12 protein-coding genes and 2 pseudogenes are annotated in these 17,491 nt (G+C 66.3%); 5 read left to right on the forward strand and 9 right to left on the reverse strand.

Going from position 1 to position 17,491, the window contains the following annotated elements:
- Positions 1 to 157 precede the first annotated feature (157 nt).
- Positions 158 to 580 (reverse strand): annotated as a pseudogene (locus tag C8J36_RS14150) (MarR family transcriptional regulator); the annotation flags it as partial.
- Positions 581 to 1,034: 454 nt separating this feature from the next.
- On the opposite strand from C8J36_RS14150, the gene polA reads away from it, so the two are divergent.
- The 4 genes from polA to C8J36_RS14170 all read left to right on the forward strand — a co-directional run bounded on the left by polA (position 1,035) and on the right by C8J36_RS14170 (position 5,719).
- A complete protein-coding gene (gene polA / locus C8J36_RS14155) occupies positions 1,035 to 4,046 on the forward strand; it encodes a DNA polymerase I (protein ID WP_132535772.1) in 3,012 nt (1,003 codons plus the stop codon).
- 27 nt (positions 4,047 to 4,073) lie between these two features.
- A complete protein-coding gene (locus C8J36_RS14160) occupies positions 4,074 to 5,057 on the forward strand; it encodes a 2-oxoglutarate and iron-dependent oxygenase domain-containing protein (RefSeq protein ID WP_132535774.1) in 984 nt (327 codons plus the stop codon).
- Between the two features lie 123 nt (positions 5,058 to 5,180).
- The gene (locus tag C8J36_RS14165) at positions 5,181 to 5,429 is read left to right on the forward strand and encodes a CopG family ribbon-helix-helix protein (protein WP_165915056.1); all 249 of its coding nucleotides are present in this window, start codon (positions 5,181 to 5,183) and stop codon (positions 5,427 to 5,429) included.
- A complete protein-coding gene (locus C8J36_RS14170) occupies positions 5,426 to 5,719 on the forward strand; it encodes a type II toxin-antitoxin system RelE/ParE family toxin (RefSeq protein WP_132535776.1) in 294 nt (97 codons plus the stop codon). The genes C8J36_RS14165 and C8J36_RS14170 overlap by 4 nt, the downstream gene beginning before the upstream one ends.
- A 28-nt stretch (positions 5,720 to 5,747) precedes the next feature.
- On the opposite strand, the gene C8J36_RS14175 is transcribed toward C8J36_RS14170, so the two are convergent.
- The 4 genes and pseudogenes from C8J36_RS14175 to dut all read right to left on the reverse strand — a co-directional run bounded on the left by C8J36_RS14175 (position 5,748) and on the right by dut (position 11,732).
- Positions 5,748 to 6,374 carry a TetR family transcriptional regulator gene (locus tag C8J36_RS14175; RefSeq protein ID WP_132535778.1) on the reverse strand — a complete coding sequence of 209 codons (627 nt, stop codon included), beginning with the start codon at positions 6,372 to 6,374 and terminating at the stop codon, positions 5,748 to 5,750.
- A 69-nt stretch (positions 6,375 to 6,443) separates the two neighbouring features.
- Positions 6,444 to 9,620 carry an efflux RND transporter permease subunit gene (locus C8J36_RS14180; RefSeq protein WP_132535780.1) on the reverse strand — a complete coding sequence of 1,059 codons (3,177 nt, stop codon included), beginning with the start codon at positions 9,618 to 9,620 and terminating at the stop codon, positions 6,444 to 6,446.
- 225 nt (positions 9,621 to 9,845) lie between these two features.
- Positions 9,846 to 11,027 (reverse strand): annotated as a pseudogene (locus C8J36_RS14185) (efflux RND transporter periplasmic adaptor subunit); the annotation flags it as partial.
- A gap of 240 nt (positions 11,028 to 11,267) precedes the next feature.
- Positions 11,268 to 11,732 carry a dUTP diphosphatase gene (dut, locus tag C8J36_RS14190; RefSeq protein WP_132535784.1) on the reverse strand — a complete coding sequence of 155 codons (465 nt, stop codon included), beginning with the start codon at positions 11,730 to 11,732 and terminating at the stop codon, positions 11,268 to 11,270.
- Positions 11,733 to 11,829: 97 nt separating this feature from the next.
- Between dut and C8J36_RS14195 the strand changes: the two genes are divergently transcribed.
- Positions 11,830 to 13,413, forward strand: a complete 1,584-nt coding sequence (locus tag C8J36_RS14195) for a peptide chain release factor 3 (protein ID WP_132535786.1) — start codon at positions 11,830 to 11,832, stop codon at positions 13,411 to 13,413.
- Between the two features lie 49 nt (positions 13,414 to 13,462).
- Here C8J36_RS14195 and otsA read toward each other — a convergent pair whose 3' ends face one another.
- The 4 genes from otsA to C8J36_RS14215 all read right to left on the reverse strand — a co-directional run bounded on the left by otsA (position 13,463) and on the right by C8J36_RS14215 (position 17,477).
- A complete protein-coding gene (gene otsA, locus C8J36_RS14200; protein ID WP_062595470.1) occupies positions 13,463 to 14,836 on the reverse strand; it encodes an alpha,alpha-trehalose-phosphate synthase (UDP-forming) in 1,374 nt (457 codons plus the stop codon).
- 118 nt (positions 14,837 to 14,954) lie between these two features.
- The gene (gene otsB, locus C8J36_RS14205; protein ID WP_132535788.1) at positions 14,955 to 15,788 is read right to left on the reverse strand and encodes a trehalose-phosphatase; all 834 of its coding nucleotides are present in this window, start codon (positions 15,786 to 15,788) and stop codon (positions 14,955 to 14,957) included.
- Positions 15,789 to 15,924: 136 nt separating this feature from the next.
- The gene (locus C8J36_RS14210; protein ID WP_132535790.1) at positions 15,925 to 16,662 is read right to left on the reverse strand and encodes an HAD family hydrolase; all 738 of its coding nucleotides are present in this window, start codon (positions 16,660 to 16,662) and stop codon (positions 15,925 to 15,927) included.
- 200 nt (positions 16,663 to 16,862) lie between these two features.
- Positions 16,863 to 17,477: a LysE family translocator gene (locus C8J36_RS14215; RefSeq protein ID WP_132535792.1), complete on the reverse strand. Its 615-nt coding sequence runs from the start codon at positions 17,475 to 17,477 to the stop codon at positions 16,863 to 16,865.
- Positions 17,478 to 17,491 lie beyond the last annotated feature (14 nt).

Below are 17,491 nucleotides of genomic sequence, written 5' to 3' on the forward strand. Positions count from 1 at the left end.
TCAACGGACATGTCAACGGGAGACGTTAACGGGGGACGTCCGGGAGAGGTTCCCGCCCGGTGTCCGCCTCCGCGCCGGACCATGCCCCGGCCCCGGGCCCGGCCACTCTCTCTGCCTCTGTCTCCGTCTCTGGAGCGGCCCCGGAGAGCGGCAGCGGCGCGGCATTGGCGATCGCCATGCGCATATATTCGAGCATCAGCTCCCGTTCGAAACGGCGGAAGCCGGTAAAGAGCGCATCGTCGGCCGCCTGCGCTGCGCCCCTCGCCGCGCCTTCGAGCGCACGTCCGTGCTCGGTGAGGAAGATCTGCTGCGCCCGCCGGTCGGTCGGATGCGGACGCCGCGCGACCAGCCCGTCCCGTTCCATGCGCGAGAGCGTGTTGGCGATCGTCGCCTGCTCGGCATCCAGCCGGTCGACCAGCTGGCGCTGGGTCAGCCCGTCCGCGCTCCACAATTCCGCCAGCACCGGATACTGCCCCGGCGCAAAGCCGAGCGCGCGGCCCCTCTCCTGCAGCTGGCGGGAGAAGCATCTGGCCAGCAGGCTGGCGAGATAGGTGGCGGACTCCATGCGGTCGTAGGCCATAAGAATGGGTACGCCCGCCCAGGCAGGGTGACAAGATGAAGCCGGTGCCGGACACGGAAAAAACCGGCACGCCCCATAAAAGAAAAACCGCCATGCCCCGTAAACGGAAAAACCGCCATGCCCCATAAAGAAAAACCGCCATGGCGGAGGCGGGCCATGACGGTTTGATGATGGACAAAGGCCCGGAGAGGGGGGTTAGGCCTTTGTCCTGCATCTGGGTTCGGCGGGGGACAGGCCTTGACCAGATGACGGCGCTTGACGCTGCCGTTGACCTCAATTTGTGGGTCCGAATGTGGCTTTTCAAGGGAAAGACAGGGCACGCCTGATTACAATTTGGTAAGGTTTGCGATGGATGCCGCTCGCCTCCGGCAAACAGGGGGCGATGGTGCCGGGCGCATCGCCCGCGCGGCTTGCCCGATGGACCTTTCGCGCCTGTCGCGCTATCCGTGTCTGCATGAAAAAAGGCGATCATCTCTTCCTCGTGGACGGTTCTGGCTTCATCTTCCGGGCCTTCCACGCCATCCCCCCGCTGAACCGGAAATCGGACGGCCTGCCCGTCAATGCGGTCTCGGGCTTCTGCAACATGCTGTGGAAGCTTCTGACCGACGCGCGCGACACCTCGGTTGGGGTCACGCCGACGCATTTCGCGGTGATCTTCGATTATTCGTCCAAGACCTTCCGCAACGCTCTCTATGACAAATACAAGGCCAACCGCACCGCCCCGCCGGAAGACCTGATCCCGCAATTCGGCCTGATCCGGCATGCGACGCGCGCCTTCAATCTGCCCTGCATCGAGATGGAGGGGTTCGAGGCCGACGACCTGATCGCCACCTATGCCCGCATGGCGGAAGAGGCGGGGGGCGACGTCACCATCGTCTCCTCCGACAAGGACCTAATGCAGCTGCTGACGCCCTGCGTCTCCATGTATGACAGCATGAAGGACAAGCAGATCGGCATTCCCGAGGTCATCGAGAAATGGGGCGTGCCGCCCGAAAAGATGATCGACCTGCAGGCGCTGACCGGCGATTCGACCGACAACGTGCCGGGCATTCCGGGCATCGGCCCGAAGACGGCGGCGCAGTTGCTGGAGGAGTTCGGCGATCTCGACACGCTTCTGGCCCGCGCCGGCGAGATCAAGCAGGTCAAGCGCCGCGAGAACATCCTCGCCCATGCCGATCTCGCCCGCCTGTCGCGCGAACTCGTGACGCTGAAGACCGACGTGCCGGTGGAGACGCCGCTCGACGCGCTCGACCTGCATCCGCAGGACGGGCCGAAGCTCGTCGCCTTCCTCAAGGCCATGGAATTCACCTCGCTCACCCGCCGCGTGGCGGCCGCGACCGAGACGGATGCCGAAGCGGTGACCGCCGCGCAGATCCCGGTCGAGGGCGGGCCGCAGGCGCACGGGCCGGATCTCGATCCGGGCGAGGCGGCCGCACAGGCCGCGGCACCGGCCGCGCAAGGCACGCCCGAAACCGCGCAGGAAGCGGCCAAGATTCTGAGCCAGGCGCCCGTCCTTCCCGTGGAGACCGGCGCGACGCCGCAGGCGCTCGCCCTGTCCCGGGCCGAGACCTTCGCCACCGCGCCCATCGACCGCTCGGCCTATGTGACGATCCGCGACATCGCGACGCTGGAGCGCTGGATCGCCGCCGCCCGCGAGGCCGGCCTCGTCGGCTTCGATACGGAAACCAATTCGCTCGACGCGATGCAGGCCGATCTCGTCGGCTTCTCGCTCGCCATCGCCGACAACACGCGCGATCCCTCGGGCACCGCCATCCGCGCGGCCTATGTGCCGCTGCTGCACAAGAGCGGCGTCGGCGATCTCCTGGGCGGCGGTCTGGTGGAAAACCAGATTGCGAGCGGACAGGCGATCGATCTCCTGAAGACGCTGCTCGAAGACCCCGCCGTGCTCGTGGTCGCCCAGAACCTCAAATACGACTATCTCGTCATGAAGCGGCACGGCGTCGAGATCGCCCGTTTCGACGATACGATGCTGATGTCCTACGTGTCGGATGCCGGCGCCAACACGCATGGCATGGATGCGCTGTCGGACCGCTGGCTCGGCCACCAGCCGATCCCTTTCAAGGACGTGGCCGGCAGCGGCAAGTCGATGGTGACTTTCGACTATGTCGATATCGACCGCGCCACGGCCTATGCCGCCGAGGATGCCGACGTGACACTGCGGCTCTGGCACGTGCTGAAACCCCGGCTTGCCGCCAAGAAGCTCCTGCGCGTCTACGAGCGGCTGGAGCGGCCGCTGGTGCCGGTGCTCGCCCGCATGGAGGAACGCGGCATCTCCATCGACCGGCAGATCCTGTCGCGGCTCTCCGGCGAACTCGCCCAGGGCGCGGCCCGGCTGGAGGCCGAGATCCACGCGCTCGCCGGCGAAAGCTTCAACATCGGCTCGCCCAAGCAGCTCGGCGACATCCTCTTCGGCAAGATGGGCCTGCCCGGCGCGTCGAAGACCAAGACCGGGCAATGGTCGACGTCGGCCCAGGTGCTCGAAGAGCTCGCGCTCTCCGGCCACGACCTGCCGCGCCGCATCGTCGACTGGCGCCAGCTGACCAAGCTCAAATCCACCTATACCGATGCCCTGCCCGGCTTCGTGCACCCGCAGACGCGGCGCGTCCACACCTCCTATGCGCTGGCCGCCACCACCACGGGCCGGCTGTCCTCGTCGGAACCCAACCTGCAGAACATCCCGATCCGCACGACCGAAGGCCGCAAGATCCGCACGGCCTTCATCTCGACGCCCGGCCACAAGCTGATCTCGGCCGACTACAGCCAGATCGAGCTTCGGGTGCTCGCCCATGTCGCCGATATCCCGCAGCTGCGCCAGGCCTTTGCCGACGGCATCGACATCCACGCGATGACGGCGTCCGAAATGTTCGGCGTGCCGGTCGAGGGCATGTCGAGCGAGATCCGCCGCCGGGCCAAGGCCATCAATTTCGGCATCATCTACGGCATCTCCGCCTTCGGCCTTGCCAACCAGCTCTCCATCGAGCGCTCCGAGGCCGGCGACTACATCAAGCGCTATTTCGAACGGTTTCCCGGCATCCGCGACTATATGGATGCGACCAAGGCGTTCGCGCGCGAAAACGGTTATGTCGAGACCATTTTCGGCCGCCGGGCGCACTATCCCGACATCCGCTCGTCCAACCCCTCGGTGCGCGCCTTCAACGAGCGCGCCGCGATCAACGCCCCGATCCAGGGCTCGGCCGCCGACGTCATCCGCCGCGCCATGGTGCAGATGGAACCGGCCCTGGAGGCCGCGAAACTGAGCGAGCGCTGCCGCATGCTGCTGCAGGTCCACGACGAACTGATCTTCGAGGTGGAGGACGCCGAGATCGACAAGGCCATCCCCCTCATCGTCACCACCATGGAAAACGCCGCCCTGCCGGCGCTGGACATGCGCGTACCGCTGAAAGTCGACGCCCGCGCCGCGCACAACTGGGACGAGGCGCATTGAACCGTGCATGATCCCACAGGAGCCGCCATGTCCCTGCCCGCCTTCCCCGTCTTCGACCTCAGCCGCTTCGAGCAAGCGGAAGCAGAGGAAAAACAGCGGCTCGGACGCGAGGTGGATGCGATCTGCCGCGAAACCGGCTTCCTCGCGATCTGCGGACACGGCGTCTCTCAAGACGTCATCGACGATGTCTGGGACAAGGCCCGCGCCTTCTTCGACCTTCCTGCGGCGACAAAACAGGCCGTGCGGGCGCCCTACAAAGGCTACCCTTACGGCTATCTCGGGCCGGAGCTGGAAGCGCTCGCGAAATCCCGCGACATCCACAGTCCGCCGGACCTGAAGGAAAGTTTCAACGGCGGACCTCTCGCCCGGCCGCCGTCGATCACCGACCCCGAGGCGCTCGCTTTCTGCTATGCGGACACCCTCTGGCCGGACGCCCCACAGGGCTTCCAGGCGGCGTGGACGGCCTATTACGGCGCCATGGAGGACCTTGCGGCCCGGATCATGCGGCTCTTCGCCGTCGCGCTCGATCTGCCGGACACCCACTTCGACGGCTTCATCACCACGCCGATCAGCGCGCTGCGCGCCCTCAACTATCCGCAGCAGCATGTCGCGCCGAAGCCCGGCCAGCTTCGCGCCGGCGCCCACACGGATTACGGAAGCCTGACGATCCTGCTGCCGCAGGCCGGATCGCGCGGGCTGGAGATCCTCTCGCCCGATGGCAGCTGGACCGGCGTTCCCCCGACGCCGGGCGCCTTCGTCATCAATATCGGCGACCTCATGGCGCGCTGGACCAACGACCGCTGGGTCTCCACCCTGCACCGCGTCGTCAATCCGCCGCCCGAAGACGGCGGCCTCGACCGCCGCCAGTCCCTCGCCTTCTTCCACCAGCCGAACTGGGACGCCGACATCACCGTACTCGACGCAACCCTCCGCCCCGGCGAGACCCCGCGTTACGCCCCGGTCCGATCCGGGCCGTATCTGATGGGAAAATTCAAGGCAACGTCGGCCTGAGGCCGGCGATCGGTCTTGCGCAAGGCGGACACCATCGGGCAAGGCATCGCCGGGGCAGATCCGCACAATCTTGACGAACCGGAGTGGTTCACGAATAATCATTGTGAACCACAGGAGCGACGGATCATGACGGCATTCACGGTGCGGCTGCCGGATGAAACGGCGGCGAGGCTCGACCAGTTGGCCGAAAAACTTGATCGGTCTCGCTCCTACATGGCCGCACAGGCGATCGAGGACTTCATCGCCCGCGAGGAATGGCAGCTTGCCGACATCGAAACCGGATTGGCGGAGGCCGACCGAGGAGAGTTCGCAAGCACCGATGACGTGGCGAAGATTGTCGCGAAATATGTCCCCTCTGCCCGCTCGTCATGAGCCGAAAACTTCTGCGTTGGACGCTGCGGGCATTGCGGCGACTGGACGAGATCGGCGCCTATATCCAGAGAGACGATCCGCTTGCCGCCGCCCGCGTGGTCTCCCGGATCCTCTCTGCGGCAGACGCCCTGGCGGAGCAGCCTGCCATGGGGCGCATGGGCCGCATCAAAACAACGCGGGAGCTGGTCCTTCCGGATATCGCCTACATTCTGGCGTATCGCGTCGTGCAGAATGAAATCCACATCCTGACCGTGCTGCATGCCTCACAGGATTGGCCGCGATCCCTGTAGGAAAACCGTCCCGTGTTTCTAAACTCGCTCAAACTGCCTGCACATCCCCCCGGCGAAAGCAGCCGAACAGGCGGGAGAGGCCCTGGCGGCCTTCTTCGGCGAGGTCGAAGCGGCGGCCGAAGAGGAGCCATTCGCTGCAGAGGCCCTTGATCATCCAGCGCAGTGCGCGGGCGGCGCTGGAGGGGGTCCAGGCGCGGCTGAGCGCGCCGCGGGAGGCCGCCTTGCCGAAGGCGTCTTCGAGGAACCGCGTGTGCTCGTCGTCAACTTCCTGCTGGCGTCCGAGAACCGGGGCGAGGTCGCTCGTATAGTCGCAGCGCAGGAGGATGGTCAGGATGCGCTGGCGCTGCTCGTCGGAGGCCATCGCGTCCAGCCACTCGCCGGCCACCTGCTCGATATGGGCGAGGATGTCGATGCCGATATTTTCGATCTCGTCGCGCAGCAGCGCCTCGTCGGGCAGCGGCACCGCCTTGTAGAGTTCGAGGAAGATGTCGGCCTTGTTCTGGAAATGCCAGTAGATGGCGCCGCGGGTGACGCCGGCGGCCGAGGCGACATCCTCGAGTGTCGCGTTGGAAACGCCCTTCTCGAAGAAGACGTGCTCCGCCGCCGCCAGAATGCGGCTGCGCGTTTCCTCTGCTTTCGCCTTCGTCCGACGCATGGGTTTCTCCCGCCTCCCCGAGGAGCCGACCGGGGTCCCGGCCCGTCGCGAGACGAGCCGGGGCCGCGATCACTCGGCCGGTGTGGGTCCAGCGGCGTGGCCGGATGCGGGTGCCTGCGGGCCCTCGACGCTCTTGCCCTCGCCGCTCTTGCCCTTTCCGCGCTGGAAAATCTTCATCACGAAGACGAAGAACACTGGCACGAAGAAGACCGCGAGAATCGTCGCCGAGATCATGCCGCCGAGCACGCCGGTGCCGATGGCGTTCTGGCTGGCCGCCGAAGCACCGCTGGCGATCGCGAGCGGCACGACGCCGAGCGTGAAGGCGAGCGAGGTCATGAGGATCGGCCGGAAGCGCAGATGCGCCGCCTCGATCGTCGCGTCCATCAGCGACTTGCCGGCCTCCATCTGCTCCTTGGCGAACTCGATGATCAGAATCGCGTTCTTGGCCGAGAGGCCCATGATCGTGATCAGGCCCACCTTGAAGTAGACGTCGTTGGACATGTCGCGCAGCAGCACGGCGATGACGGCGCCGATGACGCCCAGGGGAACCACCAGCATGACCGAGATCGGGATCGACCAGCTTTCATAGAGCGCGGCGAGGCACAGGAAGATCAGCAGGCAGGACAGGCCGATCAGAAGCGGTGCCTGCGAGCCCGACTGGATTTCCTCGCGCGACTGGCCGGACCATTCATAGGCAAAGCCCGAGGGCAGTTCGCCCATCAGCCGCTGCATCTCCGCAATCGCCTCGCCCGAGGAATGGCCCGGCGTCGCCTGGCCCGAAATGCGGATGGACGGGTAGCCGTTGTAACCGACGGTCTGCGCCGGACCCATCTGCCACTCGATGGACGAGAAGGCCGACAGGGGCACCATGCCGCCATTGGTGTTGCGCACGTTGAGCGTCAACAGGTCGGAGGGCTTGGTGCGCTTGGCCACATCAGCCTGCACGGTCACGCGCTGCAGACGTCCCGAATTCGGGAAGTCGTTGACATAGGTCGAGCCGAGATTGGTCGAGATCGTGGCGTTGATGTCGGCGAAGGCGACGCCGAAGGTATTGGCCTTTTCGCGGTCGACGATCAGGTTCAGCTGGGCGACGTCCGGCAGGCCGTCGACGCGGACGCCGGCGAGAATCGGGCTCTGCGCGGCAAGGCCGAGCAGCTGGTCGCGGGCGGCGGCCAGCGCCGTGTCGCCCTGGCCCGCACGGTCCTGAAGCCGGAACTCGAAGCCGTTGCTGGTGCCGAGCCCCTGGATCGGCGGCGGCGACAGCGCGAAGGCGATCGCGTCGCGGATCTGGCTGAAGGCAATGGACGCGCGCATGGCGATCGCGGAGGCGGCATCGTCCGGTCCGCGATCCGCCCAGTCCTTGAGCGTGATGAAGGCGAGCGCGGCGTTCTGGCCGGAGCCCGAGAAGGAGAAGCCGTTGACGGCGATGATGCGCTCGACGGCCCCTTCCTTGCCGAAGAAGCCTTCCACCTGCTGGATGACCTCGGTCGTCCGGTTGGCGGTGGCTTCCGAGGGAAGCTGCATGGAGACGATGATGTAGCCCTGGTCCTCGTTCGGCAGGAAGGCCGAGGGAAGACGCGTGAACAGATAGCCCATGGCGGCGACGATGACGAGGTAGACGAGGATGAAGCGCCCCGTCCGCTTGATCATCCAGGCGACCCAGCCGCTATAGCCGTGCGAGGTCTTGTCGAAGCCGCGGTTGAACATGCCGAAGAAGCCGCGCTTCTGCTGGTGCTGGCCCTTGGGGATCTGCTTCAGGAAGCTGCCGGCGAGCGCCGGGGTGAGCGACAGCGCCAGAAACGCCGAGAACAGGATCGAGGTCACCATGGTCAGCGAGAACTGCTGGTAGATGACGCCGACCGAGCCCGGGAAGAAGGCCATGGGAATGAACACGGCCGAGAGCACCAGCGTGATGCCGATGACGGCGCCGGTGATCTGGCCCATCGCCTTGCGGGTGGCTTCCTTGGGGGTCAGCCCCTCTTCCGTCATGATGCGCTCGACGTTCTCGACCACGATGATGGCGTCGTCGACGAGAATGCCGATCGCCAGCACCATGGCGAACATGGTCAGCACGTTGATGGAGAAGCCCGCGACATACATGACGGCGCAGGTGCCGAGCAGCGCGACCGGCACGACGATCGTCGGGATCAGCGTGTAGCGGATGTTCTGCAGGAACAGGAACATCACGAGGAAGACGAGCGCCATCGCCTCGAGCAGCGTGTGAATGACCTTCTCGATCGAGACCTCGACGAAGGGCGCGGTGTTGTAGGGAATGGAATATTCGACGCCGGCCGGGAAATAGCCTTTCAGCTCTTCCATCCGCTCCTCGATCAGCGTCGCGGTGTTGAGCGCGTTGCCGGTCGGGGTCAGCTGCACGGCGATGGCGGCCGAAGGCTTGCCGTTGAGGCGGGTCGAGGTGTCGTAGCTCTGGCCGCCGACCTCGATGCGCGCGACGTCGCGCAGGCGCACGGCCGACCCGTCGGGATTGGCGCGCAGCACGATCGCGCCGAACTCTTCCGGCGAGGACAGCTGGCCCTTGACGAGAACCGGGGCGGAAACCTGCTGGGTGATCGGGTTCGGCTGGGCGCCGATGGAGCCGGCCGCGATCTGGGCGTTCTGCGCCTGGATGGCGCTGGTCACGTCGCCGGCCGTCAGGTTCAGGCCGACCATCTTGTCGGGGTCGATCCAGACGCGCATGGAGCGTTCGGAGGAGAACAGCTGCGCCTGGCCGACGCCCTCGATGCGCTGGATTTCATTCAGCACGTTGCGGCTGAGATAATCCCCGAGGCCGATCGCGTCCATCGAGCCATCGGTGGAGGTGAGCGAGATGATCAGGAGGAAGCCGGAACCGGCTTCGTCGACCTGGATGCCCTGCTGCGTCACCGCATCGGGAAGGCGCGGCTCGACGCGGCGCACGCGGTTCTGCACGTCCACGGCGGCATCGCCCGGATCGGTGCCCGGCGCGAAGGTGACGTTGATGGAGACGGAGCCGGCGGCGTTCGAGGTGGACTCGAAATACTGGAGCCCTTCGATGCCGTTCAGCTCGTTCTCGATCAGCTGCGTCACGCCCTGATACGTCTCGGTGGACGACGCACCGGGATAGGTGGCGGAGATGCTGATCTGCGGCGGCGCAACGCTCGGATACTGCGCGATCGGCAGGAAAGGGATCGCGATGATCCCGGCGATCATGATGAAGAGGGCGACGACCCAGGCGAAGATGGGCCGGTCGATAAAGAAACTGGGCATGGACCGTCCTTAATTCGCTTGTGCGGGCTGTGTGCCGCCGTTTGCAGCACCGTTGCCAGCATCTTTTCCGGCGTCTTTGCCAGCATCTTTGCCAGCGTCTTTACCGGCATTGGCGGCAGGGGTCGCGCCGCCGCCTTCGGGCACGGCGGGCTTGTCGGCGGAGGCCGGCGCGCCGGTCTGGTCGCCGCTGGCCGGCGTCGTGCCGGCGGGGGCGCCTTCCGGCTTCGTGGCTTGCGCAGGGGCCGCCTCGCCGTCCGGCTTCGGCGGTGCCGGGTTCCAGTCGACGGCCTTCACGGGGGCGCCGGGGCCGACCTTCTGGAAGCCCTCGACGATGACCTTCTCGTCGGCCTTGAGGCCGTTGGAGATGACCCAGCGGTCGCCGACCACGCGGCTCGTCGTGACCGGACGGATCTCCACCTTGCTCTCGCCGTCCACGACATAGACGAGCGCCTTGCCGGCGGTGTCGCGCTGGATGGCCTGCTGCGGCACGGCGATGGCGTTGCGCTCGATGCCCTGCTGGATCAGGCCGCGGACGTACATGCCCGGCAGGAGGTCGCCGTTCGGATTGGCGAATTCGCCGCGAAGCGTGATCTGGCCGGTGGTTTCATCGACGGCGGCTTCCGAGAAGAGCAGACGGCCCTTTTCGGGGTAGGCCGTGCCGTCGTCCAGCACCAGCTGGGCGGCTGCCTCGTTGGCATCCGTCATCAGCTGGCCGTCCTGCAGCGCCTTGCGCAGGCGGATGACGTCGGTCGCGGTCTGGGTGAAGTCGGCATAGACCGGATCGAGCTGCTGGATCGTCGCGAGGTTTTCCGTGCCGTTCTGGGTGACGAGCGCGCCCTCGGTGATCAGCGCGCGGCCGATGCGGCCGGTGATCGGCGCGGTCACGTTGGTGTATTGCAGGTTCAGCCGAGCGGAGGCGACGCCGGCGTCGGCGATCGCCACATCGGCATCGGCCTGCGCGAGCAGCGCGACCGCGTCGTCGAAATTCTGCTGGGTCGCGACATTGGAGCGGCGCAGCTGCTCCTGGCGCTCGGCCGTGTTGCGGGCCTGCTGCTGGGCGGCGCGCGCCCGGGCGAGCGTCGCCTCGGCGCTGTCCACCTGCACCTGGAAGGGTTTGGGGTCGATGCGATAGAGCACGTCGCCCTGCTGCACCGTGGTGCCCTGCTCGAACACGCGCTCGACCACGATGCCGGAGACGCGCGGGCGAACTTCCGCCGTGCGGGTCGCGGCGATCCGGCCCGGAAGCTCGTTGGTGATCGGCAGTTCCTCGGTCTTCGTGGTGACCACCGCGACCTCGGAGGGCGGCCGCTGCGGCTGCCCCTCCGCCTTCTGCTCCTCCTGCTGGCAGGCACTCAAGAAAGCCGCGCTGATGACGAGGGCGGCGAGCGTCAGACGATTGGTCCGCATGAAAAGGTCCCACGAAAAAGACCGGCGCGCGCAGGATATCTCGAAGGAAATCATGGGCGTCGGCCGGAGGATACAAAATCAGACAGCGACCTCTCAGAAGCGGATCCGGCAAAAGGGTTCAGCCGGGACCGCTCGAAAGGCAGGTCGCTTTATACAAACACGATTGTATGTATCGGCAAAGACGCCGTCAAGATGATGCGGCGCACAATTCCGTGAAGCCTTGAAAAGCGAAACTGTGAATTAGAGCCCGGTCGATCCGAAACCACCCGCGCCACGCGCCGTCTGCGACGCTGCCGTCTCCTCCCTGACGAGAGCCTGCGTCACCGGCGCGATCACCATCTGGGCGATGCGCATGTCGCGCGTCACGGTGAAGGGCTCGGTGCCGTGATTGATCAGGAGCACCTTCACCTCGCCGCGATAGTCGCTGTCGATCGTGCCCGGCGTGTTGAGACAGGTGACACCGTTCTTGAAGGCCAGCCCCGAGCGCGGCCGCACCTGCCCCTCGAAGCCGTCGGGGATCTCGAACACGAAGCCGGTCGGCACCAGCGCGCGCGCGCCGGGCGAGATGACCAGCGCCGCGTCCGCCGCCACCGCGGCGCGCAGGTCCATGCCGGCCGCGCCTTTCGTCTCGTAGGCCGGCAGCGCCAGGCCCTCCCCGTGCGGCAGGCGGATCAGGGCGAGAACGGGAGGGGAGATGTCCGGCATGGGCGGCGCCTTCACGAAGCTTTCGAGGGGATCACGGCCGTCAATTGCATATCGGCCGCCATATCGCTAGATAAGCGTCGAAAACAGGACACTCCCCATGGCTGAAACGCTTGCCGATGCGGTCTCCCGCCGCCGAACCTTTGCGATCATCGCGCACCCCGACGCGGGCAAGACGACGCTGACCGAAAAGCTGCTGCTGTTCGGCGGCGCGATCCAGCTGGCCGGCGAGGTCAAGGCGAAGAAGGACCGCATCCAGACCCGGTCGGACTGGATGAAGATCGAGCGCGAGCGCGGCATCTCGGTCGTCACCTCCGTCATGACCTTCGAATATGACGGCAACGTCTTCAACATCCTCGACACGCCCGGCCACGAGGATTTCGCCGACGACACCTATCGCACGCTGACGGCGGTGGATGCCGCGGTGATGGTGATCGACGCCGCCAAGGGCATCGAGCCGCGGACGCTGAAGCTGTTCGAGGTCTGCCGCATGCGCGACATCCCGATCATTACCTTCATCAACAAGATGGACCGGGAAAGCCGCGATCCGTTCGAGATCCTCGACGAGGTCGAGGAGAAGCTGGCGCTCGACACGGCGCCGATCACCTGGCCGATCGGCCGGTCGAAGACCTTCTGCGGCTCCTATTATCTGGCGGAGAACTCGGTGCGCGGCGCGGACACGCAGGTCGAGGCGTTGAAGGTCAACGGCCCGCAGGCGGTGGCCGACCGGCTGCCGGAAAACGAGCGCGCCGCCTTCATCGAGGAGACGGAGCTGGCCATCGAGGCCTGCCGCCCGTTCGACCGCCAGGCCTTCCTCGAAGGGCACATGACGCCGGTGTTCTTCGGCTCGGCACTGCGCAATTATGGCGTGCGCGACCTCATCGATGCCTTGGGCGCCATGGCGCCGCCGCCGCGCGACCAGGTCGCCGATATCCGCACGGTGCATGCGAACGAGGACAAGATGACGGCCTTCGTCTTCAAGATCCAGGCCAATATGGACCCCAACCACCGCGACCGCATCGCGTTCGCCCGCATCTGCTCGGGCAAGCTCGAGCGTGGCATGAAGGCGCGGCTTGCCCGCACCGGCAAGCAGCTCGGCCTCACCGCGCCGCAGTTCTTCTTCGCCTCGCAGCGCCAGCTCGCCGACACGGCTTACGCCGGCGACGTGGTCGGCATTCCCAATCACGGCACGCTGCGCATCGGCGACACGCTGACCGAGGGCGAGAACCTCGTCTTCCAGGGCGTGCCCAATTTCTCGCCCGAGATCCTGCGCCGCGTGCGGCTGGAGGATGCCATGAAGGCGAAGAAGCTCAAGGAAGCGCTGCAGCAGATGGCCGAGGAAGGCGTCGTGCAGCTGTTTTCGCCCGAGGACGGCTCCCCCGCCATCGTCGGCGTCGTCGGCGCGCTGCAGCTCGACGTGTTGAAGGAGCGGCTGCAGGGCGAATACGGCCTGCCGGTCTCGTTCGAAATGGCCCGCTTCTCGATCTGCCGCTGGGTGTCCTCCGACACGCCGGGCGAACTCGACCGCTTCATCACCGCCCGCCGCGGCGATATCGCCCGCGATCTCGACGGCGACCCGGTCTTCCTCGCCCAGGACGGTTTTTCGCTGAATTACGAGGCGGAGCGCTGGAAGGCGATCAAGATGGTCGCCATCAAGGAGTATCACGTCGCCAAGGCGGCGTGATCTTCGATCGGGCGTCTCCGATCAGGCCTTCATGATCAGGCGAACATGATCAGGCGACCAGGTCCTTGAGGAAATCGTCGCACCAGCGCACCACGTCGTGCTCGTTGAGATAGTCCATCATCTTGCCCCAGCGCTCCTGCCGCTCGGGCAGCGGCATGGAGAGCGCCCGCGCGATGGCATTGGCCGTGCCCTCGATATCATAGGGGTTGACGAGCAGCGCGCTGTCCAGTTCGCGGGCCGCCCCCGCAAAGCGCGACAGCACCAGCACGCCCGGATCGTCCGGGTCCTGCGCCGCCACATATTCCTTGGCGACGAGGTTCATGCCGTCGCGCAGCGGCGTGACGAGCCCCACCTTCGCCATCCGGTAGAGACCGGCGAGAATCGGCCGCGAGATCGAGCGGTTGATATAGCGGATCGGCACCCAGTCGACCGTGCCGAGCGCGCCGTTGACGCGGCCGGCCTGCTCGGCCACCGTGCGCTGCATCGCCTCGTATTCCGGCACTTCGGAGCGCGATTTCGGCGTCACCTGCAGATAGGTCACCTTGCCCTGCTGGCCGGGATTGCCCTCGATGAAGCGCTCGAAGGCATCGATGCGCTGGGTGATGCCCTTGGAATAGTCGAGCCGGTCGACGCCGATGATCAGGTCGCGACCCTCGATGCTGGCGGCGGCCTTCTTCACCATCGCATGCGACGCACTTTTCCGGGCAAAGCTCGCAAACGCCCTGGTCTCGATGCCGATGCCATAGGTGCCGCCCTTGAAGATGCGGCCATGCGCGCTGTAACGGCCGGGCGCGATCTCATTGCCAATGCCCTCGCGGCGCAAGCCTCCGGCGAAATTTTCGAGATCGTGATCCGTCTGGAAGCCGATCAGGTCGTAATGCGACAGCCCGCGCATGATCTCCTCATGCACCGGCATGGCAAACAGCACGTCGGCCGGCGGCCAGGGGATATGGAGGAAGAAGCCGATCCGGTTCCGGATGCCCATCTGGCGCAGTTCGGCGGCAAGCGGGATCAGGTGATAGTCGTGGATCCAGATGACGTCGTCCGGCTGCAACATCGGCGCCAGCCGATGGGCGAAGAAGCGGTTGACGCGGAAGTAACCGGCCATTTCCTTGCGGCCGTATTCGGCGAGATCCAGCCGGTAATGGCAGATCGGCCAGAGCACGCGGTTGGCAAAGCCGAAGTAATATTCCTCGACATCCTTGTCGGTGAGATCGGTCAGCGCATAGGTGATCTTGCCGCGATCCTTGAGATCGAGCGCTTCCGGCTCCTTCGTCCCGCTCGATTTTCCGGACCAGCCCATCCAGATGCCGCCATGCTCCTCGAGCGCGGCCTGCAGCGCGACGGCAAGACCGCCCGCCGGGGCATCGCCCGCTTTTTCCGGCACCGGCACCCGGTTCGACACGACGATCAGACGGCTCAAGATGGTTTCCTTTCGAATGTCCCGCAGTCGCCTGCGCGGCGGATGGCGCGATTGGCCCCCAGATTGGCCCCCCGATCGGCCACAGGGCAGGCCACAATACAGGCGGGCCTGTCGCCGCTCATGCCTTGCCCGCGCGGGCCAGCGCCGTCAGGGCGTCGCGCACCGCCTGCGCCGAGCCGATGGTGGCCTGGGCCTGCGTCTCGAAGCCCGGCTCTCCGACCCGCAGCGACAGGCCGCCGGCCGCGTTCGCCACCTTGAACATGGCCTCGTCGGTCACGTCGTCGCCGATCGCCAGGGGCTTGCGCCCCTCGAAGGGCGGCTGCGACAGGAAGGTCATGACCGCACCGCCCTTGCTCGCCGTGGAGGGGCGGAGTTCCACCACCATCTTGCCGAATTGCAGGCCCCACCCTTCGCCGATGGCGACCGAGGCGCGCCGCATGACATGCTCAACATCGGCACAGCGCTCCGGCGCCAGCCGGTAGTGCAGCGCGACGGCCGCGCCCTTGTCCTCGAACAGCACGCCGTCCCAGTCCTTGACGGTGCGGGCCAGTTCGTTCTTCAGCGTCACGAAGGCCGGCGTGATCTCCGGCCGCGTGATCGCGCCCGACTGGTCGCGCAGTTCGGCACCATGCAGGCCGGCAATGGGGAAGGTCGCGGGATCGAACAGCACATCGGCATAATGCAGCGCCCGCCCGGTCACCAGCGCGAGCGCACCGCCCAGCCGATGGGACAGGGACATGAGGGTCGCGGTCAGGTCCGGGGGAACGACGATCGCGTCCGGCGTCTCCGCGAGATCGACCAGCGTGCCGTCGATATCGAGGAACAGGGCCCAGTCGTCGGGCTCCGCGGCGATGCGGGCAATCACATCGGTCAAGACGCCCAGAAGCGGCGCGTCCTGCGGGGTCGAGACGCCCGGATCCGGTGTGAACAGGGTTTGGCTATCGTTTGGCATGAGGGTCTAGTTAGGTCGCCACCTCCCGGTGACAACCCTGTCACCTCCCGGTGACAACCCTGTCGCCTCGCGGTGACAACCCTGTCGCCGATCGGGGGCAACGCGCGGCCGCACCCCTCGGACATCTCTGCCCGGCTCAGCCGGCGGTTTTTTCGACCAGCATGAGGCGTCCGTCCGGCGCGATTTCGACCGCAAATCCCTCATAGCCCGCAAGCGTGATATGCGTCGTCTCCATCGGATGCGCATGGGTCGTGGTGATCACCGCGACATCGGCACCGGCCGCTTCGCCCGCCATCACGCCGGCGGGCACGTCCTCGAACACGAGGCAGTCGGCCGCATCGAACCCGACGCGCTCGGCGCCCAGGCGGTAGCAATCCGGCGCCGGCTTGCCCTGCGTCACGTCTTCGGCCGTCACGAGAAATTTCGGCGCGGTGATTCCGGCCTTGGCGAGCCGGGCTTTGGCCAGCGGCAGCGGCGAGGAGGTGACGATCGCCCAGCGATCGGCGGGCAGCATCTTCAGGAATTCGAGCGCACCGGGGATCGGCTTCACGCCCTCGACATCGGCGATCTCGGCCTGGGTGATATAGGCGGCTTCCTTGGCCGGATCGACGCCCGGCAGGTTCAGCTGCGTGATCGTATCGATGCCGCGCTTGCCATGCATGAAGGGCAGGAAGGTCTTCAGATCCAGCCCATGCGCGAGCGCCCACTTGCTCCAGACGCGCTCGGCCGCCGCGATCGAGTTCAGCAGCGTGCCGTCCATGTCGAACAGGAAGGCGGAAAAGGGCTTGCCGAGGGTCGGATGCGACGAGAGCGGCTCGGACGCGGGAGAAGCGGACGAAGACGAAGCGGACACGGGAGAAGACAAGAGGGGCATTCCTTTTTCGGTTTCGCGCCTTCTGGCGCAGGGCCTTTCGGTTTCGGGCCGTTCGGTATCGGAAAACGCGGCCGATCATACCCGGCAAGGCGGGGCCGCTTCGGAAGGTCCCCCGGACTTACTGCATATTGTGCGAAACCGAAATCGATTTCCGACGGAATGACACGGCGGCCCTTTTCGTTCCCGCGATCTCCGCCCTCTCACCGGCTTTCGAAGGCCAGCCGCAGCCCCATCGCCGCAAAGGCCGCGGCAAAGCTGCGGCGCAGCCAGAGCATGATGGCAGGGCGCGTCAGGATCGCCGATCGCGCGGCGCTGGCAAACAGGCCGTAGAGCGCGAAGACGAGGAAGGTCAGGCCCATGAAGATCGCGGCGAGCCCCATCAGGTCGCGGGTCGGCGAGACGGTGTCCGGCCGGATGAACTGCGGCAGGAAGGACAGGAAGAACAGCGTCAGTTTCGGATTGAGCAGGTTGAGAAGAATGGCGGTCCCGACGATCCTGATGGGCCGCAGCGCGGCCCGCGCCTGCGCGTCGATCTCCAGCCCGCCCCCGCCCCGCAGCACCATCACGGCCATGTAGAGAAGATAGGCGACGCCCGCGAACCGGACGATCGAGAACACCAGCGCGCTGGCATGCAGCAGCGCCGACAGGCCGAGAATGCCGACCGCGATATGCGGCACGATGCCGAGCGTGCATCCGAGTGCTGCAAACAGGCTGGCGCGGGCCCCGGCATGGACGCCGACCGCCAGCGTGTAGAGCACGCCGGTTCCCGGCAGGAGGATGACCACGAGCGAGGTCAGAAGATAATCGAGCGACATGGCGTCCCGTTTCC

Origin of the sequence: Rhizobium sp. PP-F2F-G48 (assembly GCF_004342335.1) — a bacterium.
In the GTDB taxonomy this organism is placed as follows: domain Bacteria; phylum Pseudomonadota; class Alphaproteobacteria; order Rhizobiales; family Rhizobiaceae; genus Ferranicluibacter.